The organism is Janthinobacterium sp. BJB446 (genome assembly GCF_002735655.1).
In the GTDB taxonomy this organism is placed as follows: Bacteria; Pseudomonadota; Gammaproteobacteria; order Burkholderiales; family Burkholderiaceae_D; genus Janthinobacterium; species Janthinobacterium lividum.
This window is the reverse complement of sequence record NZ_PDZK01000001.1, coordinates 1,382,696-1,406,391: the sequence shown is the minus strand read 5'-3', so window position 1 is coordinate 1,406,391 and position 23,696 is coordinate 1,382,696. Positions and strand designations below refer to the sequence as shown.

The 23,696-nt window shown below is 62.2% G+C and carries 16 protein-coding genes, 2 tRNA genes and 1 pseudogene; 6 read left to right on the top strand and 13 right to left on the bottom strand.

The window, feature by feature from the left end:
- Positions 1-300: 300 nt before the first annotated feature.
- Positions 301-1,926 carry a tetratricopeptide repeat-containing response regulator gene (locus CSQ92_RS06185; protein WP_070259783.1) on the top strand — a complete coding sequence of 542 codons (1,626 nt, stop codon included), beginning with the start codon at positions 301-303 and terminating at the stop codon, positions 1,924-1,926.
- Between the two features lie 138 nt (positions 1,927-2,064).
- Entirely contained in the window at positions 2,065-2,514 is a 450-nt protein-coding gene (locus CSQ92_RS06180; RefSeq protein WP_099393537.1) for a VOC family protein, read from the top strand.
- A 46-nt stretch (positions 2,515-2,560) separates the two neighbouring features.
- Here the strand turns inward: CSQ92_RS06180 and CSQ92_RS06175 are convergent, their stop codons facing one another.
- Entirely contained in the window at positions 2,561-2,806 is a 246-nt protein-coding gene (locus tag CSQ92_RS06175) for a hypothetical protein (RefSeq protein WP_034787325.1), read from the bottom strand.
- A gap of 181 nt (positions 2,807-2,987) precedes the next feature.
- Here CSQ92_RS06175 and CSQ92_RS29605 point away from each other — a divergent pair.
- Positions 2,988-3,141 (top strand): annotated as a pseudogene (locus CSQ92_RS29605) (PLP-dependent aminotransferase family protein); the annotation flags it as partial.
- Between the two features lie 35 nt (positions 3,142-3,176).
- On the opposite strand, the gene CSQ92_RS06165 reads toward CSQ92_RS29605, so the two are convergent.
- The 3 genes from CSQ92_RS06165 to CSQ92_RS06155 form a co-directional block, all read right to left on the bottom strand.
- On the bottom strand, positions 3,177-3,818 hold the full coding sequence (locus CSQ92_RS06165) for a TetR/AcrR family transcriptional regulator (RefSeq protein ID WP_099393536.1): 642 nt from the start codon (positions 3,816-3,818) through the stop codon (positions 3,177-3,179).
- Positions 3,819-3,829: 11 nt separating this feature from the next.
- Positions 3,830-6,256, bottom strand: coding sequence for a membrane-bound PQQ-dependent dehydrogenase, glucose/quinate/shikimate family (locus tag CSQ92_RS06160; protein ID WP_099393535.1), 2,427 nt, complete (start codon positions 6,254-6,256; stop codon positions 3,830-3,832).
- Positions 6,257-6,537: 281 nt separating this feature from the next.
- On the bottom strand, positions 6,538-7,584 hold the full coding sequence (locus CSQ92_RS06155) for an NAD(P)-dependent alcohol dehydrogenase (protein WP_034787320.1): 1,047 nt from the start codon (positions 7,582-7,584) through the stop codon (positions 6,538-6,540).
- A 180-nt stretch (positions 7,585-7,764) separates the two neighbouring features.
- Here CSQ92_RS06155 and CSQ92_RS06150 point away from each other — a divergent pair, with 180 nt between their 5' ends.
- The gene (locus tag CSQ92_RS06150; RefSeq protein WP_143450292.1) at positions 7,765-8,727 is read left to right on the top strand and encodes an AraC family transcriptional regulator; all 963 of its coding nucleotides are present in this window, start codon (positions 7,765-7,767) and stop codon (positions 8,725-8,727) included.
- On the opposite strand, the gene CSQ92_RS06145 is transcribed toward CSQ92_RS06150, so the two are convergent.
- The gene (locus tag CSQ92_RS06145) at positions 8,709-12,281 is read right to left on the bottom strand and encodes a hydantoinase B/oxoprolinase family protein (protein ID WP_099393534.1); all 3,573 of its coding nucleotides are present in this window, start codon (positions 12,279-12,281) and stop codon (positions 8,709-8,711) included. The genes CSQ92_RS06150 and CSQ92_RS06145 overlap by 19 nt on opposite strands.
- Positions 12,282-12,413: 132 nt before the next feature.
- Here CSQ92_RS06145 and CSQ92_RS06140 point away from each other — a divergent pair, with 132 nt between their 5' ends.
- Positions 12,414-13,958: an NAD(P)H-hydrate dehydratase gene (locus CSQ92_RS06140; protein ID WP_099393533.1), complete on the top strand. Its 1,545-nt coding sequence runs from the start codon at positions 12,414-12,416 to the stop codon at positions 13,956-13,958.
- A gap of 118 nt (positions 13,959-14,076) precedes the next feature.
- Here CSQ92_RS06140 and CSQ92_RS06135 read toward each other — a convergent pair whose 3' ends face one another.
- Complete coding sequence (locus tag CSQ92_RS06135; protein ID WP_052140565.1) at positions 14,077-14,829, bottom strand: ABC transporter ATP-binding protein; 753 nt, start codon at positions 14,827-14,829, stop codon at positions 14,077-14,079.
- Between CSQ92_RS06135 and CSQ92_RS06130 the strand changes: the two genes are divergently transcribed.
- Positions 14,828-15,517, top strand: coding sequence for an arylesterase (locus CSQ92_RS06130; protein WP_099393532.1), 690 nt, complete (start codon positions 14,828-14,830; stop codon positions 15,515-15,517). The genes CSQ92_RS06135 and CSQ92_RS06130 overlap by 2 nt on opposite strands.
- Positions 15,518-15,684: 167 nt before the next feature.
- Here CSQ92_RS06130 and CSQ92_RS06125 read toward each other — a convergent pair whose 3' ends face one another.
- From CSQ92_RS06125 to clpP, 7 genes are all read right to left on the bottom strand, one after another.
- Positions 15,685-17,610, bottom strand: coding sequence for a SurA N-terminal domain-containing protein (locus CSQ92_RS06125; RefSeq protein WP_170846246.1), 1,926 nt, complete (start codon positions 17,608-17,610; stop codon positions 15,685-15,687).
- Between the two features lie 412 nt (positions 17,611-18,022).
- Positions 18,023-18,099: transfer RNA gene (locus tag CSQ92_RS06120), tRNA-Asp, on the bottom strand.
- A 17-nt stretch (positions 18,100-18,116) separates the two neighbouring features.
- A tRNA-Asp gene (locus CSQ92_RS06115) sits at positions 18,117-18,193 on the bottom strand.
- 125 nt (positions 18,194-18,318) lie between these two features.
- Entirely contained in the window at positions 18,319-18,591 is a 273-nt protein-coding gene (locus CSQ92_RS06110; RefSeq protein ID WP_010398442.1) for an HU family DNA-binding protein, read from the bottom strand.
- 204 nt (positions 18,592-18,795) lie between these two features.
- Positions 18,796-21,207, bottom strand: coding sequence for an endopeptidase La (gene lon / locus CSQ92_RS06105; protein WP_034787304.1), 2,412 nt, complete (start codon positions 21,205-21,207; stop codon positions 18,796-18,798).
- 276 nt (positions 21,208-21,483) lie between these two features.
- A complete protein-coding gene (gene clpX, locus CSQ92_RS06100; protein ID WP_034787303.1) occupies positions 21,484-22,752 on the bottom strand; it encodes an ATP-dependent Clp protease ATP-binding subunit ClpX in 1,269 nt (422 codons plus the stop codon).
- A 200-nt stretch (positions 22,753-22,952) separates the two neighbouring features.
- Positions 22,953-23,570: an ATP-dependent Clp endopeptidase proteolytic subunit ClpP gene (gene clpP, locus CSQ92_RS06095; RefSeq protein ID WP_369811567.1), complete on the bottom strand. Its 618-nt coding sequence runs from the start codon at positions 23,568-23,570 to the stop codon at positions 22,953-22,955.
- Positions 23,571-23,696 lie beyond the last annotated feature (126 nt).

The window sequence follows — 23,696 nt, the reverse complement described above, 5'->3', positions numbered from 1 at the left end:
CATGCCTGGCCGCAAGATTGCGCGGCATTCAACACTAGTTGTAATTAGGATACTATCATGCTAGTCAACTATTTGCTCGGATATGCGTCGCCCGCACCCGCGCGCAGGGCCGCCGCGCCATGAAATACAACGCCCCACGCCACCGGACGCGCCCTGCGCCCTGCCCCGCGCCCGATTGCATGCATTTTGCTGGCAGTGTCGCCCGGCTTTGCAGTATGCTGATAAAAAGTAATACTGCCAGACAGATACATATAAGAAGAGTTCCCGCAAATGACCGAACAGATGAACGAGAGCTGAACCATGCCAGAAACTAGCGACTTATCTGTCCTGATCGTCGACCCGAACCCCAGCATGCGGGGCAATCTGCACAATATGCTGAACCAGGCGGCCATCACCAAGGTGGAATATGCCGTCAATTCCGGCACGGCCATCCGCTTGCTGACGAAGAAACCGTTCGACATCATCCTGTGCGAATACGATCTTGGTAGCGGCACGGACGGCCAGGATGGCCAGCAATTGCTGGAAGACTTGCGCCACCATAAGCTGATCGGGCTGTGGACGATCTTCATCATGCTGACCTCGGAAGCCATCCACAGCAAGGTGATCAGCGCGGCCGAGCTGACCCCGTCCGACTACATCTTGAAACCGTTCACCGTCGATGTGCTGAGCGGGCGCATCGCGCGCGCCATCGAACGGCGCGCCATGTTCCTGCCCACGTATCAGCTGATCGACAAGGGCGACCTGCGCGAAGCCGTGAAAAGCTGCCGCGCGGCCGAACTGCAGCACCCGCGCCTGGCGGCCGATTTCGCGCGCCTGCGCGCCGAACTGCACATCGCGCTCGATGAATGGAAGGAAGCGGAACAGCTGTACGGCGACATGCTGGCCACGCGGCCCATGGCCTGGGCCCATCTGGGACTGGCGCGCACCCTGTTCGAGCAGCAGCGCCACGAAGAGGCGCAGGATGCGCTGCTGGAACTGGTGGAAGTCTATCCCCGCTTCATGGCCGCCTACGACTTGCTGGCGCAAAACCATGAAGCCATGGGCCAGCAGCTGCAGGCGAAGAAAATCCTCGAGGACGCGGTGGCCATTTCGCCACACATGGTGCGCCGCTTGCGCCACCTGGGCGGCATCGCCTATGACACGGGAGACATCGGCGCGGCCGAACGGGCATATAAACAGGTGGTGACGAAAGCGAAGTACTCCGAATTCCGCGACCCGGAAGACCATGTCAACCTGGTCAAGACGCTGGTCAAGAAAGGTGATGCGCCGCAGGCGAGCGGCGTGCTGCGCGACATGGAACGCTCGCTGCGTGGCGGCGCCAACGTGGAAGCGTGCCGCGCCATCTCGGCGGCCATGCTGCATGAACTGTCGGGCAACGACATCGCCGCCGCCAGCGAACTGCAGCTGGCCGCCGCCGCCCTGGACACGGCGCGGGGCCTGTCGACGCAGCTGAAGGTGGGCCTCGTGCAAAGCTGCCTGAAAAACAATCTGGAACAGGCGGCGTCCGACGTCATGATGAAACTCGTCAACGAAGCCGACAGCGACGTGACGATGGAAGCGGCCGTCGATGTCTTTGAAAAGGCGGGCCGCCACGACCTGGCGCAAGGCATGGGCCAGCAGATCAGCAACCAGGTGCAGGAACTGATGCAGGATGCGGCCAGCAAATCGGAAAGCGGAGAGCTCAAGGGCGCCGTCTTCGTGCTGCGCCAGGCCCTGCGCAAGACGCCGGGCAACCTGCCCGTGCTGTTTGCTTCCGTCGACGCCATCCTGCGCCAGCTCAACATGCTGGGCTGGGAAGCCCCGCTGGCCGAACAGGCGCAGCACCAGATGCAGGTGATCAGCAAGATCGATCCCAAGCATCCGAAACTGGAGTCGCTGAAGCAGCAGTATGCAGCGACCCAGCATAAATACGGTATTGCTACCTGATGCTGTCGCAACCCTGTGACCAAGAGAATCTGCGGCGAGAGCCAGGGGCCGACGATTTCTCCAGGCGACGGGAATCCATGCTGCATGCGTAAGGCGTTAATCTGACGTCCAGTTGACGTTAGGCACCCAGGAGGCAACATGACAGTCAAGCGTATGGACAATGTCGGCATCGTGGTAGAAGACATCGATGCCGCCATCGAGTTCTTCACCGAACTGGGCCTCGCTCTCGAAGGGCGCGCCCCGGTTGAAGGAGACTGGGCGGATGGCGTCACCGGACTGCACGGCATGCGCGTCGAGATTGCCATGATGCGTACGCCGGACGGCCACAGCCGTCTCGAATTATCGCGCTTCCTCGCGCCGCCCGTGGCCGCCGATCACCGCAACGCCCCAGTGAACGCTCTCGGTTACCTGCGTGTCATGTTTACCGTCGACGATATCGACGATACGCTCGTCCGGCTCGTCAAACGCGGCGCGAAGCTGGCCGGCGAAGTCGTCCAGTACGAAAACATGTATCGGCTCTGCTACATCCGTGGCCCTGAAGGCATCCTCATCGGGCTTGCCGAACAGCTCCCGCAGAAGACGTCCTGAGGAATGGCTGCCGCATCACTGGATATCGGCCGATTATTCTTTGCCATCATGGGAGGGTCATGTCCAGACCGACCATCCGCACAATGACGAAGGTGACGAGTCCCAGGCCCATGAGCAATAGCACGAAGCCTGCGACCACCTTGCCGCTCGCGCGCAGCACCGCGCGATTCTGCTTCGCCTTATCCTTATCCTTCTTCCCTTGATCGTAATGCCACTTGATGGCGAAGAACATGCCCGTGCCGAGCACGAGAGCCTTGAACGTAACGAAGACTATAGGGGTCCAATCCATCATTTTGCGTATTTCCAGTCTATTACTTGACACTATCTATCGTGAGGAGCGCTACCTCAAAACACTGCTTCAGCAGCGTCTGCTCAAGGTTGGTGTTGCTGCACGCTTTGATGCATACTACTTTAAAACAATTTCCATACATTGAGACAAAATGTCCCAGTTGCAAACAATGCAAGATGAAGACCGGAAGGCTCGGGGTAGTCTGGCGGGACGGTACAGCGGCGCTGCAGACGGCCTGCATGTCTGGCGCGAGTTGCCGGCATATTGGAACTCCTCGCGGCTTGCGCGCGCCGGCGGAGGCCATCGCAACCGGCAGCATATCCGTGAGTGCGATTCGCGAGATCGCGCCAGCCGGATTGCAACCCTTCCTGGCCTAATCCGGGCCACGCTCCACCCGCGCCACCACCAGTTCGATCAGCTCCGCGATCAAGGGCCGGAACGTGGCCGCATCGCCGCCCTGCCCCAGCATGACGGTACGCGTGGTGAGGTGCGAGAAGACGGCATCGAACAGGATTTGCGGCAAATTGGAAAACGAGGTGTCGGGCGCGATGCGGCCCCGGGTACGCTGTTGTTCCAGCAGGCGCAGGATCAGCGCGTGCCACACTTGCGGGCCGTGTTCGTACCAGGTGAGGCCCACGGCCGGCACGGCGGCCGCGCCCGTGACGACGAGGCGGTAGAAATCCACGTGGCGGGGACTGGTGACGACGGCCACCAGTTCATCGAGGATCAGCTGCAAGCCCTGTTCCAGGCCCGCTTGCGAGGTATCGAGACGGCGCAAGTCGATGATGAAATCGGCGCACAGGTATTCCACCACCGCCACCAGCAGCTCCTGCTTGCTGCCGAAGTAACGGTAGGCGGTGGCTTTCGAGCCGCCCGCCTCGGCCACGATGGCGTCCATGCTGACGCCGTCATAGCCTGATGCGAGGAAGAGGTGCGCTGCCGCCACCAGCAGCTTGCGCCGCCGCTCCTCGCTTCGGGTAGTCGGGGAAGCTGGAACGGTGAGCAACTGGGGCATGAAGCAAACTCTTACTGTGTCTTGGGAAGCGCGTATGCTATCACGTAATCCCCCCGGTCCGGGCTCTGGCGGGCGCCGCCCGCGACCACCACGACATACTGGCGGCCCGACCTGGGCGACACATACGTCATCGGCGTGCCTTGCGAGCCGACCGGCATGCGCGCCTTCCACACTTCGCGGCCGGTGGCGATATCCATGGCGCGCAAATAATAATCCTGCGTGCCCGCATAAAACACCAGGCCGGACGCCGTGCTCATGCCGCCGCCCAGGGTCGGCATGCCCAGCGGGACAGGCAGCCGGGCGCGCACGCCATTGATGACGGCATCCTGCACCGTGCCGGCCGGACGCTCCCACACTTTCGTGCGCGTTTTGAGGTCGATGGCGGCAAACACGCCCCACGGCGGACTTTGGCAGGGAATGCCCAGCGGAGAGTTAAACGCCTTGTGATCGATGACGAAGGGCGTGCCATCCATCGGATAGGTGCTGCCCACGCCATGTCCCGAGGTCAGCTTGGCCACATCTACCGTTTCTCTCGGCACCAGCCTGACCACTTGCGGCATGCGGATATCGTTGACGAACATATAGCCATTGCTTTCATCGACGGCCGCGCCGCCCCAGTTGAAGCCGCCGTAGTAGCCCGGGTAGATCAGGGTTTCTTTCGTGCTTGGCGCCGTGAACTCGCCCTGGTAATTGAGCTTGCGGAAGCTGATGCGGCACGCCAGCTGGTCGAAGAAGGTGGCGCCCCACATGTCGCGCTCCGTCAGCGTTTCCGCACCCAGGGCCGGCATGCCGGTGGAGTATGGCTGCGTTTTGGATACCCAGTCGCCGGCCGCGTGCTCCTGCGGCACGGCTTTTTCGACGACTTCGGCGATCGGCTTGCCCGTGCGGCGGTCCAGCATGAAGATCTGGCCGCGCTTGGTCAGCTGCACCAGCGCGGGAATCTTGCCGCCCTTGCCGTCCGGGACGTCGTACAGGGCCGGCTGCGCCGCCACGTCGTAGTCCCAGATATCGTGGTGGACGGTTTGATACGTCCAGCGCTCGCGGCCCGTGGCCATGTCGAGGGCGACGATGGCCGACGCATATTTTTCCGTCAGCGGCGGGCGCTTGCCGCCCCAGAAGTCGGGCTGCTCGTTCCCCGTCGGCAGGTACACCAGGCCCAGCGCATCGTCGAACGCGGGCGTCGACCACATGTTCGGTGTGCTGCGCGTGTAGGTCTGCCCTTCCGGCGGCAGTTTGGTGATGGCCGGATTGCCCAGGTCCCAGGCCCACACCAGTTCCCCCGTGTCGGCGCTGTAGGCGCGCACGACGCCCGACGGTTCATCCGTGGAACGTCCGTCGAAGACCCAGCCGCCAAGGATGATCAGGTTGCGCGCCACCGTGGGCGCGGACGTGTAGGCGTAGTACGGCACGTTCATCTTGACCTTGCCCAGGCCGACGGTCAGGTCGACCGAGCCCTTGTCGCCAAAGCCCTCGCACTGCTTGCCCGTCTGCGCGTCGATCTGAATCAAGCGCGCATCCATGGTCACTTGCACGATGCGCCTGGCGCACGCACCCGCCACCGGCGCGCTGGCCGCCTGCATGCCGTCAAAACGGAACGGCTTTGTCACTTTCGCCGGCTCGTAATAGCCGACGCCGCGGCAGCGGTTCCACGTCTTCGTGTTGGCTGGCTTCGGATCGAAGGTCCAGCGTTCCTTGCCCGTGTCCGCGTCCAGCGCGATGACCTTGCTCGTCGGCGTGCACGTATAGATGGTGTCGCCGATCTGCAGCGGCGTATTCTGTGATTCGGACGCGCCTTCGGCCAGTTCGCCCGAGCGGTAGGTCCACGCCACCTGCAACTGATCGACGTTAGCCTTGTCGATCTGCGTGTACGGCGCGAAGCGCGTGCCCTGCGGTCCATAGCCATAATGCGCCCAGTTGGCGCTGCCGTCATTGATGGCCTTCACGGCATCCTGCCGCGGCTGCGCGGTGGCTTCCAGCACGCCGTGCGGCTTGAACATGGCAGCGAAACCGGCTACCAGCACGACGGCAAACAGGGCCGCGAAGCCGCCCGACTGCCCATTGTGCTTGCGGCCCGCCAGCCACGGATGCAGCAAGGCGGCCACCAGGCCGATGACGAGGAACGGCGCCAGGCGCGGCACCATGGGCCAGAAGGCGAAGCCGATTTCCCATACGGCCCAGACCAGGGTGGCGACGACCAGCACGGCGACGATGCTGCTGGCCAGCGGCTTGCGGCGCAAATACAGCACGCCGGCGAGGAGCAGGCCCAGACCGGCCGGCAGGTAATACCAGGAACCGCCGAGGGTAATCAGTTCGATGCCACCGGCCGCCAGGGCCAGGCCGGAAAAGCCGAGGAAAATGCCAAAAACCGTCAGAGCAAGCCGCTTGCCCCTGAAGACCACCGGGATTGCCGGCGCTCCCTTATTTACTGAAGTGTCCATTTTTTATCCATGACGCCTCCCCTGCCCAGGCCAACGCGCCGGGGATGGCTGATTTTTTAAATCTACGTAGTGAAACTGTACTGTACGGTTTCATTTTATGCCGATTTTTGACGCAAGGAAAGAAAAATTGATAGGGGAGCTTGATTTTTGGCGGGGATGGGGTGATTTGGCGGGATGTCGGATTACGCTCTGCGAGCTAATCCGACCTACCAGAACGCTGGATATGCGTAGGTTGGATTAGCGCAAAGCGCGTAATCCAACAAACACAGGCGCGCCGGGTGTTACAGCGACGCCATGTCAATCACAAAACGATATCTGACATCGCTTTTGACCACGCGCTCGAACGCCTCATTGATATCCTGGATACGGATGATCTCGATGTCCGACACAATATTGTGCTTGCCGCAGAAATCCAGCATTTCCTGGGTTTCCTTGATCGAGCCGATCATGGAGCCGGACAGGCTGCGGCGCGCGCCCACCAGGCCGAAGGCGCTGATCGGCGGCACGGCGCCGTCCGGGATGCCGACGATGACCATGCTGCCATCGACCTTCAGCAGGTTGATGTACTGGTTCCAGTCGATGGACGCGCCCACCGTGCAGATGATGAGGTCAAACGTGCCGGCCAGTTTGCTGAACGTTTCCGCATCGTTGGTGGCGTAGTAATGATTGGCGCCCAGGCGCAGGCCGTCTTCGCGCTTCGACAGGGTCTGGCTCAGCACCGTCACTTCGGCGCCCATGGCGTGGGCGATCTTGACGCCCATGTGGCCCAGGCCACCCATGCCGAGGATGGCGACCTGCTTGCCAGGGCCGGCCTTCCAGTGGTTCAGCGGCGAATACAGGGTGATGCCGGCGCACAGCAGCGGTGCGGCCGCGTCCAGCGGCAGGTTGTCGGGAATCGACAGCACATAGCCTTCCTTGACGACGATGCTGTCCGAGTAGCCGCCCTGCGTGGCCGTCTTGCCGTCCGCTTCCAGGCCGTTGTAGGTCTGGATGAGGCCGGGCATATACTGCTCCAGGTCCACGTTGCGCGTCTTGCAAGTGGTGCAGGAATCGACGAAGCAGCCCACGCCCACATGGTCGCCCACCTTGAACTTGCTGACGTTGGCGCCAACGGCCGTGACGACGCCGGCGATTTCATGGCCGGGCACCATCGGGAAGGCGGCGCCGCCCCATTCGTCGCGCGCCTGGTGGATGTCGGAATGGCACACGCCACAATATTTGATCGATATGGCCACGTCGTCTTCGCGCGGGGCGCGGCGCTCGAACGTGAACGGTTGCAGTGCGGAAGTCGGGCCCAGTGCGGCGTAGCCTTTGGCGATGGTGGTCATGAAAACTCCAGTATCTATATGTGTGTGACGAGGGGGTGACGCGTGCCGTGCATGCGATTGCACAAGTGTGCCCGAGATGCCCGGCCGCCGTTATCGCGATCCTGCAAGACCTTTGCACGATCCTCCAAATCTGCGTAAGATCAGCCCCTGCCCTTACCTACCTGACGCATACTGGCCCACATGTCCACCCTGTCCACACCACTCCCGCCGCAAGATGAAATCGCCGCCCTGATCAGCCGCCACGCGCCGCGCACGGGCGACTACACGACGGCCATCGGCAACCTCACCTTCCACCGCCAGTCGTCCGTCACGGAATCGCTGTTCCATGCGGCGCGCCCCAGCGTGGCCATCATTGCGCAAGGGGCGAAGGACGTCACCCTGGGCAGCGAAACCTTCCACTACAGCCGCATGCAGTATCTGCTGACCTCCGTCGACCTGCCGGTGCAGGTGCGCGTGGTGGAAGCGAGCGTGGACAAGCCGCATCTGTGCGTGGTGCTGGGGATCGACATCGCCGACGTGGCCGCGCTGCTCGACAGCGAAAGCAGCAGCGAAAGCGCGGCGCAGCAGAAAATCCTGCCTGCCACGCGCGGCATTTCCGTCAGCGACGTGTCGGCCGAACTGCTCGATGCCATGCTGCGCCTCGTGCGCCTGCTCGACAAGCCGGGAGAGATCGCCACGCTGGCGCCATTGATCCGCCGCGAGCTGACCTACCGCCTGCTCAATGGTCCAGTCGGCGCGCGCCTGCGCCACATGGCGCTGGCCAGCAGCCAGTCGCACCAGGTGGGGCAAGCCATCGACTGGATCAAGCACAATTATTGCGAACCGCTGCGCATCGAGCACCTGGCCGGCATGGCGAACATGAGCATGTCGTCGCTGCACCACCACTTCAAGGCGATCACGGCCATGACGCCGATGCAGTACCAGAAGCTGCTGCGCCTGCAGGAAGCGCGGCGCTTGATGCTGGTCGAGCAGATCGACGCGGGCACGGCCGGCTACCGCGTCGGCTACGCCAGCGAATCGCAGTTCAGCCGCGAATACAGCCGCCAGTTCGGCCGCGCGCCCATGCGCGACGTGGGCCAGGTGCGCGCGCAGCTCAGCGGTGCCAGTGCCAGTGCCGACATGGCCTATTCCGTCTTGCCGTAACCGCCGCCGCCTGGCGTCTCGATGACGAACACGTCGCCCGCCAGCATGCCGGTCTTGCCGATATGCGCCAGGTGCTCCACCGTGCCGTCCGCCCGCTCCACGTAATTGCGTCCCAGCGCGCCCGCCTCGCCGCCGTCCATGCCGAACGGCGGAATAATCCGGTTGTTCGACAGGATCGCCGCCGTCATCGGCTCCAGGAAGCGCACGCGGCGCACGCCGCCATTGCCGCCGTGCCAGCGCCCCGCCCCGCCCGACCCCGCGCGGATGCTGTAGCTGTCCAGGCGCACGGGGAAGCGCCACTCGAGGATTTCCGGGTCCGTCAGGCGCGAATTGGTCATGTTCGTCTGCACCACGTCCGTGCCGTCAAAACCGGGGCCGGCGCCCGAGCCGCCCGATATCGTCTCGTAATACTGGTATTTGGCGCTGCCGAACGTGAAATTGTTCATCGTCCCCTGCGAGGCGGCCATCGCCCCCAGCGCGCCATACAGGGCGTTCGTGATGCAGGTCGAGGTTTCCACGTTGCCCGAGACGACGGAGGCTGGATACTGCGGGTTGAGCATGGAGCCGGGCGGGATGATCACGGTCAAAGGTTTCAGGCAGCCCGCGTTCAAGGGAATCTCGTCGTCGACGAGGGTACGGAACACATACAGCACGGCCGCCATGCAGACGGCGGACGGCGCATTGAAATTGTTCGGCAGCTGGCTTGAGGTCCCCGTAAAGTCGATGACGGCGCTGCGCCGCGCCACGTCGACCTTGATCGCCACCTGGATGCGCGCGCCGTTATCGAGGTCCAGCGCGTAGCTGCCATCCTTCAGGGTCGTGATGACCCTGCGCACGGCTTCCTCGGCATTGTCCTGCACGTGGCCCATGTAGGCTTGCACGACGGCGTGGCCGAAATGCGCGACCATCTTGTGCAGTTCCTCGGCCCCCTTCTGATTGGCCGCCACCTGGGCGCGCAGGTCGGCCAGGTTTTGCCGGGGATTGCGGGCCGGCCAGCTGGCGCCCGCCAGCAGGGACAGTGTTTCCGCCTCGCGCAACAAACCCGTGGCGCCGTCCACCAGCTTGAAATTGTCGATCAATACGCCCTCTTCCTCGATGCGCGTGGAGTCGGGCGGCATCGAGCCGGGCGTGGTGCCGCCGATATCGGCATGGTGGCCGCGCGAGCCCACGTAGAACAGGATGGATTCTCCCTCTGCATCGAAGACGGGCGAAATGACCGTCACGTCGGGCAGATGCGTGCCGCCGTGGTACGGGTCGTTCAGCATGAAGACGTCGCCCGGCCGCATGGTTCCCGCATTGCGCGTCATGACGGTGCGGATGCTCTCGCCCATGGAGCCCAGGTGCACGGGCATGTGCGGCGCATTCGCGATCAAATGACCTTGCGCGTCGAAGATGGCGCAGCTGAAATCGAGCCGCTCCTTGATGTTGACGGAATGGGCCGTATTTTGCAGGCGCAGGCCCATCTGCTCGGCAATCGACATGAACAGGTTATTGAAAATTTCCAGCATCACGGGATCGGCGTGCGTCCCGATGGCGTGCCGCTCGGGCAAGGCGGCCACCCTGCGCAAGATCAAATGGCCATGCGCCGTGACGTCCGCGCGCCAGCCCGGTTCGATGACGGTGGTGGCATTGGCGTCGCTGACGATGGCCGGGCCATCGATGGCATCGCCGGGACGCAGGCTGTCCGCCGCATACAGGCCGCTGTCGCGCCACGCTCCGGCGCAGTACATGTCCACCGTCTGCGCGGGCGCCAGCGCGCCCGCGCGCGCCGCATGGACCGGCGCGGCCGGCTGCGGCGCATCGGAAGCGCCGATGGCTTCCACGGAGATCGCCTCGACGATCAGCGCGCGCGCCGGCATCAGAAAGGAAAAGCGTTTTTTGTAGGCCGCTTCGAACTGCGCCTGCATGCCGGCGGCCGTATCGAACAGCACGACGAGGGCCGAATCCGTGCCTTCATAGCGCAGGTGCACGCGCCGCACCAGCGCGATGCACTCGCCTGCCACGCCCTGGCGCAGCAAGTCGCCCCGCGCCAGTTCGCCCAGTTGCGCGAAAGCGCCAGCGAGATCCACACCCAATACCGCCTCGATGGCCTGTTCGCGCATGGCGCTCTGGTCGGCCAGACCCATGCCGTAGGCCGACATCACACCCGCCAGGCTGTGTATGAACACCGTGCGCATGCCCAGCGCATCGGCCACCAGGCAGGCATGCTGGCCGCCCGCGCCGCCAAAGCTGGTCAAGGTGTACTCGGTGACGTCGTGGCCGCGCTGCACGGAAATCTGCTTGATGGCGTTGGCCATGTTCCCGACTGCGATAGCGATATAGCCTTCGGCCACCTGCTCCGGGGTGGAGCTCACCGTGCGCGCCAGCGCCTCGAACTGGGCCCGCACCGTGGCCACATCCAGCGCTTCGTTCGCGTCGGGGCCGAAAACGCGGGGGAAGAATGCGGGCTGCAGCTTGCCCAGCATGACGTTGCAGTCGGTGACGGCCAGCGGGCCGCCGCGCCGGTAGCTGGCGGGCCCCGGATTGGCACCCGCGCTGTCCGGCCCCACCTTGTAGCGGGCGCCGTCGAAATGCAGGATGGAGCCGCCGCCCGCGGCCACCGTGTGTATGCTCATCATGGGCGCGCGCATGCGCACGCCGGCGATCTGCGTCTCGAACACGCGTTCGAACTCGCCCGCGTAATGCGACACGTCGGTGGACGTGCCGCCCATGTCGAAGCCGATGACTCTATCGAAACCGGCCAGCGCGCTGGCGCGCACCATGCCGACGATGCCGCCCGCGGGACCGGACAGAATGCTGTCCTTGCCCTGGAAGGCGCGCGCATCCGTCAAGCCGCCGTTCGACTGCATGAATTGCAGGTGCACGCCGGGCAGCTCCATCGCCAGCTGGTCGACGTAGCGGCGCAGGATGGGAGACAGATAGGCATCGACCACCGTGGTGTCGCCGCGCGCCACCAGTTTCATCATGGGGCTGACCTCGTGCGACACGGACACCTGCGTAAAACCGGCCTCGCGCGCCAGCTGCGCCACCCGCGCCTCGTGCGCGTGGTAACGGTAGCCGTGCATCAGCACGATCGCAATGGCGCGCACGCCGCGCGCATAGGCCTGGTCCAGCGCCACCCGCGCGGCCGCCTCGTCGAGCGGCGTCACGACGTCGCCATGGGCGCCCACCCTTTCATCGATCTCGATCACGTCGCCGTACAGCAGTTCGGGCAGGATGATCTGGCGGGCGAACAGCTGCGGGCGGTTCTGGTAGGCGATGCGCAAGGCGTCGCGAAAACCGCGCGTGATGGCCAGCACGGTGGGCTCGCCCTTGCGTTCGAGCAGCGCGTTGGTGGCGACCGTCGTGCCCATCTTGATGGCGCCCACCTGTTCCACGGGCAGCGGCGCGCCAGGCGCAAGGCCCATCAGCTGGCGCATGCCGGCCAGCGCCGCGTCGCGGTACTGGCCCGGGTTTTCCGACAGCAGCTTGAAGGTGGCCAGGCTGCCGTCAGGACGGCGCGCCACGATGTCCGTAAAGGTGCCGCCCCGGTCGATCCAGAATTGCCAGTCCATCGCCTTGCCCCCGCGCTTATGTGAGATGGCTATTGTAGCCGCCAAACAGGGACGCGTTTCAGGCGTGCGCGCCTTGCCTTTCGACCGCTTCGGCCTTATGTTGAAGACATGCTGACTAACGGAACACGCTCCATGCCCCTGATCGACTCTGCAACACCGCTGTACTCCATCGCCGAACTGCGCGCCATCGAACAAGCGGCCATGCAAGACCTGCCGCAAGGGCTGCTGATGCAGCGCGCGGGCCAGGCTGCCGCCAGTACCGCCCTGAAGCTGCTGCACGCCCAGGAAGATGGCGACGGCGCGGTCCACCGGCGCGTACTGGTGCTGGCCGGCCCCGGCGACAACGGCGGCGACGCGCTGGAAGCGGCCGCGCACCTGGCCGGCAGCGGCACCGAGGTGCTCGTCTGGCTGGCGCCCGAGGCACAAGCCACCTCGCCCGAGCGCGAACAGGCGCTGAGCCGCGCGCGCAACAGCGCCGCGCGCTTCATGGAAGCGGCAACCTCGATGGCGTCTGCGGCAGTGGGCGCGGCGCCCTGGCACCTCGTCATCGACGGCCTGTTCGGCATCGGCGCGTCGCGTCCCCTGGACGGCGAATGCCGCGACATGGCGCAGCTGGTCAACAATCTCGATTGCCCCGTGCTGGCGCTCGACGTGCCCAGCGGCCTGCACGCGGACACGGGCGCCATCGACGGCGTCGCCATCCGTGCCACGCATACGCTCACCTTCATCGGCGACAAGCCGGGCCTGCACACGGCGAATGGCCGCGACCATGCGGGGGAAGTGGAAGTGGCGGCCCTGGCCATAGCCCCTGCCCTGCTGCCCGCGGCGAAGGCGCAGCTGGGCGGCCTGCACCTGTTCGCCCGCCAGCTGCAGCCACGGCGCCAGAATACGCACAAGGGCAGCTACGGCAGCGTGGCCGTCATCGGCGGCGCGCAAGGCATGGCCGGCGCGCCCATCCTGGCCGCCCGCACGGCCCTGCATGCGGGCGCGGGACGCGTATATATCGCGTTTCCCGACGCGCCGCCCGCCTTCGACAGCGGCCAGCCGGAACTGATGTGCCGGCACGCCAGGGACGTGGATTTCTCGGGCCTGCACTTCGCGGCCCTGGTGGCCGGCCCCGGCCTCGGCGACAAGGCCGATACGGTGGAACTGCTGCAGCGTGCCATTGACAGCGACAGCCCCCTGCTGCTGGACGCGGACGCGCTGAACCTGATGGCGGCCGAGCCGGAGCTGCAATCGGCGCTGGCCGTGCGCACGGGTGCGGGAGCGACGATATTGACGCCGCATCCGCTGGAAGCGGCACGCCTGCTCGACATGACGGCGGCCGAAGTGCAGGCCGACCGCCTGGGCGCGGCGCGCCAGCTGGCCACGCAGCTGGGCGCGATCGTGGTATTAAAAGGTTCGGGCACGGTGATCGCCGCGCCCGACGGCCAGGTCGTCGTCAACAACACGGGCGGCCCCGCGCTGGCAACGGCCGGCACGGGCGACGTGTTGTCCGGCCTGTGCGGCAGCCTGCTGGCGCAAGGCTGGCCGGAATGGGAGGCGGCGATTGGCGCCGTCTGGCTGCATGGCGCGGCCGCCGATGCGCTGGTGGCGGCAGGCAGCGGCCCCATCGGGTTGACGGCGGGGGAACTGATCCCGGCCATCCGCCGGTTGATCAATGCCTTGTCGGCATAAGCGTATGGCGTGGGAGTGTTGGATTACGCTGCGCTAATCCAAGCTACGGCTGCGATGATGGCAGGCAAGTAGGTCGGATTAGCGCGCCAGCGCGTAATCCGACAATCACCAGCACCAATCACACCAGCCTGCCTGCCGAGATGGTAATGGTGCGGCCACAGCGGGCCGCGATCGAGCTGTCATGCGTGACCAGCACCAGGGTCGAGCCCCGTTCGCGATTCAGCTCGAACATCAGCTGGATCACGGCCTCGCCGGTGGCCGCATCGAGGCTGCCCGTCGGTTCGTCGGCGAACAGCAGCGGCGGTTCCGTCACGAACGCCCGGGCCAGGGCCACGCGCTGCTGCTCCCCGCCGGACAGGTATTTCGGATAGTGCTTCAGGCGGCTGCCCAGGTTGACTCTGCCCAGCATGGCTTGCGCCTTTTCCTTCGCGTCAGGATCGCCGCGCAATTCCAGCGGCAGCATGACGTTTTCCAGCGCCGTCAGGTGGGCCAGCAGCTGGAAGGACTGGAACACGAAACCGAGCTTTTCCTTGCGAAAACCGGCGCGGCCGTCTTCGTCGAGGGCGAAGATATCCGTGCCATCGAGGATGACCTTGCCCTCGCTCGGCGTGTCCAGGCCGGCCAATAAACCGAGCAAGGTGGACTTGCCGGAACCGGAGGCGCCTACGATGGCCAGCGTCTCCGCCGTTTGCACGGTAAAATCGACTTGATGCAGGATGGTCAGCTCACCATCGGCATCGGGTACGCGCTTGGCCAGCTGGACCACTTCGATGGCCGGCTGGGCATTTTGGCTGTGGGGTGCGGCGGGCCGCTGGGCCGCTGCTTCTGACGGGAGAAAACTGGTGGAAGTCGCTTTAGGGAATTCGGGCATGCTGATCTATCTTAAAAAATTTCGTGAACAAATAAGTGTCAAGGGCAGCAGCCGCATGCGGCGGCGCACGCTGTCCCTGCTTCCTGCGGCAGCCCTGCTGCTGGTATCGAGCATGACGAACGCCTATTCTGCACCAAAAACGCTGCTGGTGCTCGGCGATAGCCTGTCGGCCGAGTATGGGCTGGCACGGGGCACGGGCTGGGTGGCGCTGCTGGAACAGCGGCTGCAGGCACAAAAGAACGATACGCGCATCGTCAATGCCAGCATCAGCGGCGAGACCACCAGCGGCGGCCGCGCGCGCCTGCCCGCCCTGCTGACCAGGCACCAGCCCGATGTCGTGCTGATCGAACTGGGCGCCAACGACGGCTTGCGCGGCTTGCCCGTGGCGGCCGCCGAAGCGAATCTGCGCGCCATGGGTGAGGCGGCCAAGAAATCGGGCGCGCAGGTGGTGCTGGTGGGCATGCGCATGCCGCCCAACTATGGCCGCGCCTACGGCGAACAGTTTTACGGCGTGTACGGCAAGCTGGCCAGGGAATGGAAGGCACCGCTGGTGCCCTTCATGTTCGAAGGCATCGCCGACCAGCCGCAGCTGTTCCAGGCCGACCGCATGCACCCGAATGCGCTAGCCCATCCAACCATCCTGAAAAACATCTGGCCACAGCTGGCGCCGTTGCTGGGGGCCAAGTAAGCCGGCTCAGAAGCTCACTCAATTTTCACCCCGTAGGCCGAACTGCCGGGGTCGGACCCTGAGGGTCCGACCCCAGTCTTGCGCCCTTGGGTTAAACAAGGCTCACAACTCGCAGACAAAAAAATAGCCGCTCAAGAGCGGCTATTTTTATGCGTGGAAACTAAATCTTACGGTGCTTCCGGCGCCGGGGTGGCTGGGGCGGTGACCGGCTTGACGATCTTCACCTTGGCCTTGGCTTTCAGGTATTCGACATAATCGAACATTTCCTGTTGCGCCAGGATGCCGCCGATCTGGTCTTTCTCTTGCTGGCGGCGCGCCGCGTCCACTTGCTCCGGTTGCTGCACCTTGGCAATGCGGTAGATGCCGTAGCCCAGGGCTGGCAGGTCCACGCCCACATAGGCTGGCAGCTTGCTCGTGTCCGCTTTCATGACTTGCGCGATGGCGGCACGGTTGATGCCGTCCAGCTTGCTGCGCGATACCCATTGCGCCGCGCCGAAACCCGTCGCATCGCCGGATGCCTTCAAGGCGGCCAGCTTGGTCTCGCCCGCTTTCTTGGCCAGCTTTTCCGCTTCTTCCAGGGTCACGCGCTGACGGATCATCGCTTCGACTTCGGCCAGCGGACGCTTGGTTGCCGGCTTGAATTCCACCACGCGGCCGGCGATCAGCACGTTCGGCGCAACGGTCACGGCTTCCGTGTTGCGCTTGTCTTTCAGCGAATCGTTCGAGAAGATGGCCGACAGGAACTTGGCATTGTTGAACGGTGCCTTGCCCAGTGCTGGCGACGGCGTGCGCGACAGGTTGGCGACAGTTTCCACTTTCAGTTTCAGCTTGTCGGCCACCGGCTTCAGGCTGTCCGATTGCTCGTAGACCGTGTTGGTGAACGTTTCCGCCATTTCCGAGTATTTCTTGGCGGCAAATTGCTTGCGCAGGTCCGCCGTGATTTCGCCGCGCACTTCGTCCAGCGCACGCACGTGCTGTGGCTTGAGCGAGGTGACGGTCAGGATGTGGAAGCCGAAATCGGAAGCGACGACGTCGCTGATTTCGCCTTGCTTGAGTTTCGCGACAGCGCTCAGCAGCGGTGCCGGCAAGCCATCCTTGCCAATCACGCCCAGGTCGCCGCCCTGCTCTGCGGACGCCGGATCTTCCGACTTGGCTTTCGCCACGGCGGCAAAGCTGGCAGGCGTCTTGCGCACGTCGGCCAGGATGGCTTCGGCCTTGGCCTTGGCGGCTGCCTTGTCGGCGGCCGAGGCGTCTTTCTTGACGGCTACGAGGATGTGGCTGGCCTGGCGCGCTTCTTCCGTCGTGTAGGCTTTCTGGTTCTTCGCGTAGTAGCCGGTCACGTCGGCGTCGGTGACGTCGACTTGCTCGCCTGCAGCACTGTCGTCCAGCACGACGTATTCGACCTTGGCTTGTTCCGGGATCTCGAAGAACTTGCTGTTCTTGTCATAGAAAGCCTTGATCATGGCGTCCGTCACTTTGACTTCCGGCACGTACTGGGCGATCGGCAGCAGCAGTTCCTGCACTTCGCGCTCTTCCGAGGTGATGTCGGACAAACGCTTGGAGACGGTGCTCGGCGCGAAGGCGGTGCCTTGCACGGCGCCGGCCAGTTGCTGCAGGGCCAGGTCGCTGCGGCGGCGCGCATCGTACATCTGCGGCGTCATGCCTTGGGCTGCCAGCATGGCCTTGTAGCGTTCCAGGTCGAATTTACCGTCCGGCAAGGTCAAGCCCGGGATTTCCAGCACTTCCTTTTGCAGCACTGCATCGCTGATGACCAGGTGGCTACGGCCCACTTCGGCGGCCACGGCGCGCTCGGCGATCAGGTTGTCGAGGATGCTCTGGCGTGCTTCCGGCGTGTCAAACATTTTCTGGTCGAACTGCTCGCCCATCATCTGGCGGTAGCGGTCGATCTGCTGGCGTTGCGCTTCTTCATATTGCTGCTGCGTAACGACCTGGTCGCCGACCTTGGCGATGGTGTTCGCGCCATCGCCGAAGCTTTGGTAGCCGCTGATACCGACCAGTGCAAAAGACGGGACGATGACCAGCATCAAGAGAAACTGCATCAAGCGTCGATGGGTACGAATAAATTCAAACATGGTCAGCCAATTCGGGATGAGTGGATCACTATAAAAAAAGGCGAACATGCGTTCGCCTTGATTTCTTCGGCGGAATGGACGGGACAGATGTCCACTTCCCCTTTAGATTCAACAACTTGGCGCTGGAACTAAAGCAGGATTCTGACGCCCAAGCCATTATCTCCTGATTCTACAATGCCCATAGCGCTATAGCAAGAGTAAATCAGGGCGCGCGCCCTGCCCTGGCGGCGCATGGCCAGCCAGGCGGCAGCCTGGACATTAAACCTGGCAAAGCTTAAAGCGGATTTAAATGCGCGCGCGGGCCATTCGGAAAAAGCATGGCGGCAGAATTAAAACGAGGGGGGGCAAAGATAATCGGGCGCATAAAAGAAAAACCCGCGCTACTTATTCAGCAGCGCGGGCTTCTATATTCTGGCGGAGCGGACGGGACTCGAACCCGCGACCCCCGACGTGACAGGCCGGTATTCTAACCAACTGAACTACCACTCCTTGAGAGCGTATTTTTTTGGCGGAGCGGACGGGACTCGAACCCGCGACCTCCGACGTGACAGGCCGGCATTCTAACCAACTGAACTACCACTCCGAAAAATACACAGTACTACTTGCATTTGTATCCAGGGTTGCGATTCAAAGAACTTCAACCCTGAAATCGCGGCACCCGAAGGCGCCGCCAAATGTTTCCGGTGATTGTCACCTCACCGAAGTCCGTTAGTTTACAGCATCCTTCAAAGCTTTACCAGCTTTAAATTTTGGAACTTTTGCAGCTTCGATCGTGATCGCTTCTTTGGTACGCGGATTGCGGCCGGTACGCTCAGCGCGTTCGCTGACCGAGAAAGTGCCAAAACCAACCAGCGTCACGCTGTCGTTGTTTTTCAAAGTTTCCGTCACGCCGCCGATAACAGCGTCGAGTGCGCGCGCAGCGGCGGCTTTGGAAATGTCAGCTTTTTCAGCAATGTGGTCGATCAATTCAGTCTTGTTCACTAGCATCCCCAATTACAAAGGTATAAAACGTTTACCGTATCGTTGCGGCACTTTTGGCACCACAGCTGTCCGGCGAAAAAAATGTGCAGGCGTATTAAACAAGCCACACTGTATATGTGTCAAGCGCTTTGGGGGCGCAATTCACGTTTCAATATAAAACAAGCGCTCTAAAAGCGCTTGTTTGGGGAAAACAGGGGTAAAACGTTAGTGTTTTACTACCTCGCCGGCCGCGTCAGGCTTGGCCGCGGCAGCCGTGACAGCCTCCACCGCAGCGACGTCCGCCAACGCTTCAGGCATGCGTTCGAGGGCGATTTCCAGCACTTTGTCGATCCAGCGCACGGGAACGATCTCCAGTTTGTTCTTGACGTTGTCCGGAATATCGGCCAGGTCTTTCACATTCTGCTCTGGAATCAGGACCGTCTTGATGCCGCCGCGATGGGCCGCCAGCAACTTTTCCTTCAAGCCGCCGATCGGCAATACTTCGCCGCGCAAGGTGATTTCGCCCGTCATCGCCACGTCGGCGCGCACGGGGATGCCCGTGAAGACCGACACCATCGCCACCGTCATGGCCGCGCCAGCCGAAGGACCGTCCTTCGGTGTAGCCCCTTCCGGCACGTGGATGTGGATGTCGCTCTTCTCGAACACGTCCGCCTTGATGCCCAGGCGCTGTGCCCGGCTGCGCACCACCGTGCGGGCTGCCTCGATCGACTCTTTCATGACGTCGCCCAAGGTACCCGTGCGGATGATGCCGCCCTTGCCCGGCATCGACACGGCTTCGATGGTCAGCAGATCGCCGCCCACTTCCGTCCATGCCAGACCGACCACCTGGCCTACCTGGTTTTCTTTCTCTGCGACACCGAAATCATAGCGGCGCACGCCAAGGAATTTATCCAGGTTCTTCGAGTTGACGATGACTTTCTTGTCGGATTTCTTCAGCAGCAGCATCTTGACCACCTTGCGGCAGATCTTCGACACTTCACGCTCGAGCGAACGCACACCGGCTTCCCGCGTGTAGTAGCGGATGATGTCGCGCAAGGCCGACTCGGCCACCGAGATTTCCTCTTCCTTCAAGCCATTGTTCTTGATCTGCTTCGGCAGCAGATAACGCTGCGCGATGCTGGTCTTTTCGTCTTCCGTGTAACCGGACAGACGGATCACTTCCATACGGTCGAGCAAGGCTGGCGGAATATTGTACGAGTTCGACGTGGCCACGAACATCACGTCGGACAAGTCGAAATCGACTTCGATGTAATGGTCGGAGAACGTGTGGTTCTGTTCCGGATCGAGCACTTCCAGCAAGGCCGACGATGGATCGCCACGGAAATCGGCGCCCATCTTGTCGACTTCATCGAGCAGGAACAAAGGATTGCGCACGCCGACTTTCGACAGCGATTGCAATATCTTGCCCGGCATCGAGCCGATGTAGGTACGGCGGTGGCCGCGGATCTCGGCTTCGTCGCGCACGCCGCCCAGGGCCATGCGCACGAACTTGCGGTTCGTCGCGCGGGCGATGGACTGGCCCAGCGAAGTCTTGCCGACGCCCGGAGGACCGACGAAGCACAGGATAGGCGCTTTCAGCTTGTCGACGCGCTGTTGCACCGCGAGGTATTCCAGGATGCGTTCCTTGACCTTGTCGAGGCCGTAGTGGTCGCCCTCGAGCACTTTTTCCGCATTCGCCAGGTCGTTATTGACCTTGGATTTCTTTTTCCAAGGCAAATTGACCAGGGTGTCGATGTAGTTGCGCACGACGGTGGCTTCGGCCGACATCGGCGACATCAGCTTGAGTTTTTTCAGCTCGTTGGTGGCCTTGTCGAGCGCTTCCTTCGGCATCTTTGCCGAAGCGACTTTTTTCTCCAGCTCGTCGAGGTCGGCGCCATCTTCACCCTCGCCCAGTTCCTTCTGGATCGCCTTGACTTGCTCGTTCAGGTAGTACTCGCGCTGCGACTTTTCCATCTGGCGCTTGACGCGGCCGCGGATGCGCTTTTCCACCTGCAGGATGTCGAGCTCGCCTTCGAGCTGGCCCAGCAGGTGCTCGAGGCGCTTGGCCACGCTGAAAATTTCCAGGATGACCTGTTTTTGCTCAAGCTTCAGCGGCAGATGCGCGGCCACCGTGTCGGCCAGGCGGCCGGCATCGTCGATGCCCGACAGCGAAGCGAGGATTTCCGGTGGAATCTTTTTGTTCAGTTTGACGTACTGGTCGAACTGCTGCACGATCGCGCGGCGCATGGCTTCGACTTCCGACTCGTCGCCCGGCTCGGACTCGAGCGGCGTCAGGTCGGCGATGAAGTGCGTCGGCGCATCGCTGATGTGGTTGATACGGGCACGCTGCGCGCCTTCGACCAGCACCTTGACGGTGCCATCGGGCAGCTTCAGCATTTGCAGAATATTGGCGACGCAGCCAATTTCATAGATATCCGAAGGAGACGGCTCGTCCTTCGCGGCTGCTTTTTGAGCGGCAAGCATGATGCTCTTGCCCTGCTCCATCGCAGCTTCCAGCGCCTTGATCGACTTTGGACGGCCAACGAACAGCGGTATCACCATATGCGGGAAAACGACGACATCCCGCAACGGCAATAACGGCAGTTGAGTTTGCTCAGTTAATTTGGAAGTTGTCATGGCGTACCTTATAGAAAGCGTGTTTACGATGTTGGCGCTCGCTGCCAAAACACAAGACCGGCGAGAATAAATAATTCTGTGAAACAAACATTTTTCTGTCTATTTCGCAAAACACACCCGCATGACGGTAATAAATGCAGTTTTCACAGTAAAAAAGCCACGCGCAGCTAAGCGCCGCGAGTGGCTTTCCGATTGAAGCCTGCACTCATTGATTTAAATTGTACTGCCATGCATTAAGGAATCAAAACCCTTTTTATGCATTTGTCTCGGCAGTAATCAATTTTCTCCGGAGGCCTTGGCAGTCTCTTGATAAATCAACAAAGGTTTGGCGCCGCTGGTGATGGTATTTTCGTCGATGACGACTTTCACCACATTTTGTTCGCTCGGCAGTTCGTACATGACGTCCAGCAAAGCATGTTCCAGGATGGAACGCAGGCCACGGGCACCGGTCTTGCGCGCCAGCGCCTTCTTGGCGATCGCATGCAAGGCGGCAGGACGAATCTCCAGTTCCGCGCCTTCCATCTCGAGCAGCTTCGAATACTGCTTGATCAGCGCATTCTTCGGCTCGACCAGGATCTGGATCAGCGCTTCTTCCGTCAATTCAGCCAGGGTGGCGATGACGGGCAGACGGCCCACCAGTTCCGGGATCAGGCCGAACTTGACCAGATCTTCCGGTTCCGCTTGCAACATCAGTTCGCTGGCCGTGCTTTGCGACTTGCTGCGCACCGTGGCCGAGAAGCCGATACCGCTCTTTTCGGAACGGTTGGCGATCACTTTCGACAAGCCGTCAAAGGCGCCGCCGCAGATGAACATGATGTTGGTCGTGTCGATCTGCACGAAATCCTGGTTCGGGTGCTTGCGGCCGCCTTGTGGCGGCACGGAAGCCATCGTGCCTTCGATGAGTTTGAGCAAGGCTTGCTGCACGCCCTCGCCCGACACGTCGCGCGTGATGGACGGATTGTCGGACTTGCGCGAAATCTTGTCGATCTCATCGATGTAGACGATGCCGCGCTGGGCTTTCTCGACGTCATAGTTGCAGCTTTGCAGCAGCTTCTGGATGATGTTTTCCACGTCTTCACCCACGTAACCGGCTTCGGTCAGGGTGGTGGCGTCGGCGATCACGAACGGCACGTTGAGCATGCGCGCCAGGGTCTGTGCCAGCAGGGTCTTGCCCGAACCCGTAGGACCGACCAGCAAGATGTTGCTCTTGGCCAGTTCGATGTCGTCTTTCTTGCCCAGGTGCTTGAGGCGCTTGTAATGGTTGTACACCGCCACCGACAGGATGCGCTTGGCAGTCTGCTGGCCGATCACGTACTGATCGAGCAAGGCGGCAATTTCTTGCGGCGTCGGCAGGTCGGATTTGGTACCGGTCACCGTCTCGATGCTCGACGTTTCATCACGGATGATGTCGTTGCACAAGTCGATGCACTCGTCGCAAATGAATACGGACGGGCCGGCGATGAGTTTCTTCACCTCGTGCTGGCTTTTGCCGCAGAACGAGCAATACAGTAATTTTTCGCCGCTAGAGGATTTTTTGTCTGACATAAGGCATTTTGGTTGGAACTGCATTAACAATATTGCAAAATCGCAAGCCGGATGATGGTTGCCGCCCGTAAAGGCCGCTAGCCATGGCGCAAGTCAACAACGCGCACAAGCTCCATGCTACCCGAAATAAAAGCGAAACGCCCGAACGTTTGAGCGCCCGGGCGTTAACTTACGTACTTAGCAATACCGGTAGGGGCTCATCAAGCGCGGCTGGTCAACACTTTGTCGATCAAACCATACTCAACGGCCTCGTCGGCGGACATGAAACGGTCGCGGTCGGTGTCCTTGGCGATCTGTTCGATCGTCTGGCCCGTGCGCTCGGCCATGATGCCGTTCAAGCGGGTGCGCAGGTAAAGGATTTCCTTCGCCTGGATCTCGATATCGGACGCCATGCCTTGCGAACCACCGGACGGCTGGTGAATCATGATGCGCGAGTTCGGCAGCGAGAAACGCTTGCCCTTGGCGCCAGCGGCCAGCAGGAAAGCGCCCATCGAAGCAGCCATGCCCGTGCACAGGGTCGAGACGTCCGGCTTGATGAACTGCATGGTGTCGTAGATGGCCATGCCGGCCGAGACCGAACCACCTGGCGAGTTGATGTAGAGCGAGATTTCCTTTTCCGGATTTTCGCTTTCCAGGAACAGCAGCTGGGCGACAACCAGGTTGGCCATCTGGTCATTGACCGGGCCGACCATGAAAATCAAGCGTTCTTTCAGCAGGCGCGAGTAAATATCATACGAGCGCTCGCCGCGACCGCTTTGTTCCACCACCATCGGCACCAGGCCGAGCATCTCTGTGTCCAGCGCCGGATTACGGTTCATACCTGTCATTTCATTTCCTTGTGAAGCAGTTAGGGGATACTACCACCACCTTGAGACACCTGACAAAACCTACTGCGCGTCGCGATTTGCGGCCTCCGATGCTCACTGACTCGGCGTCCCCGTGCA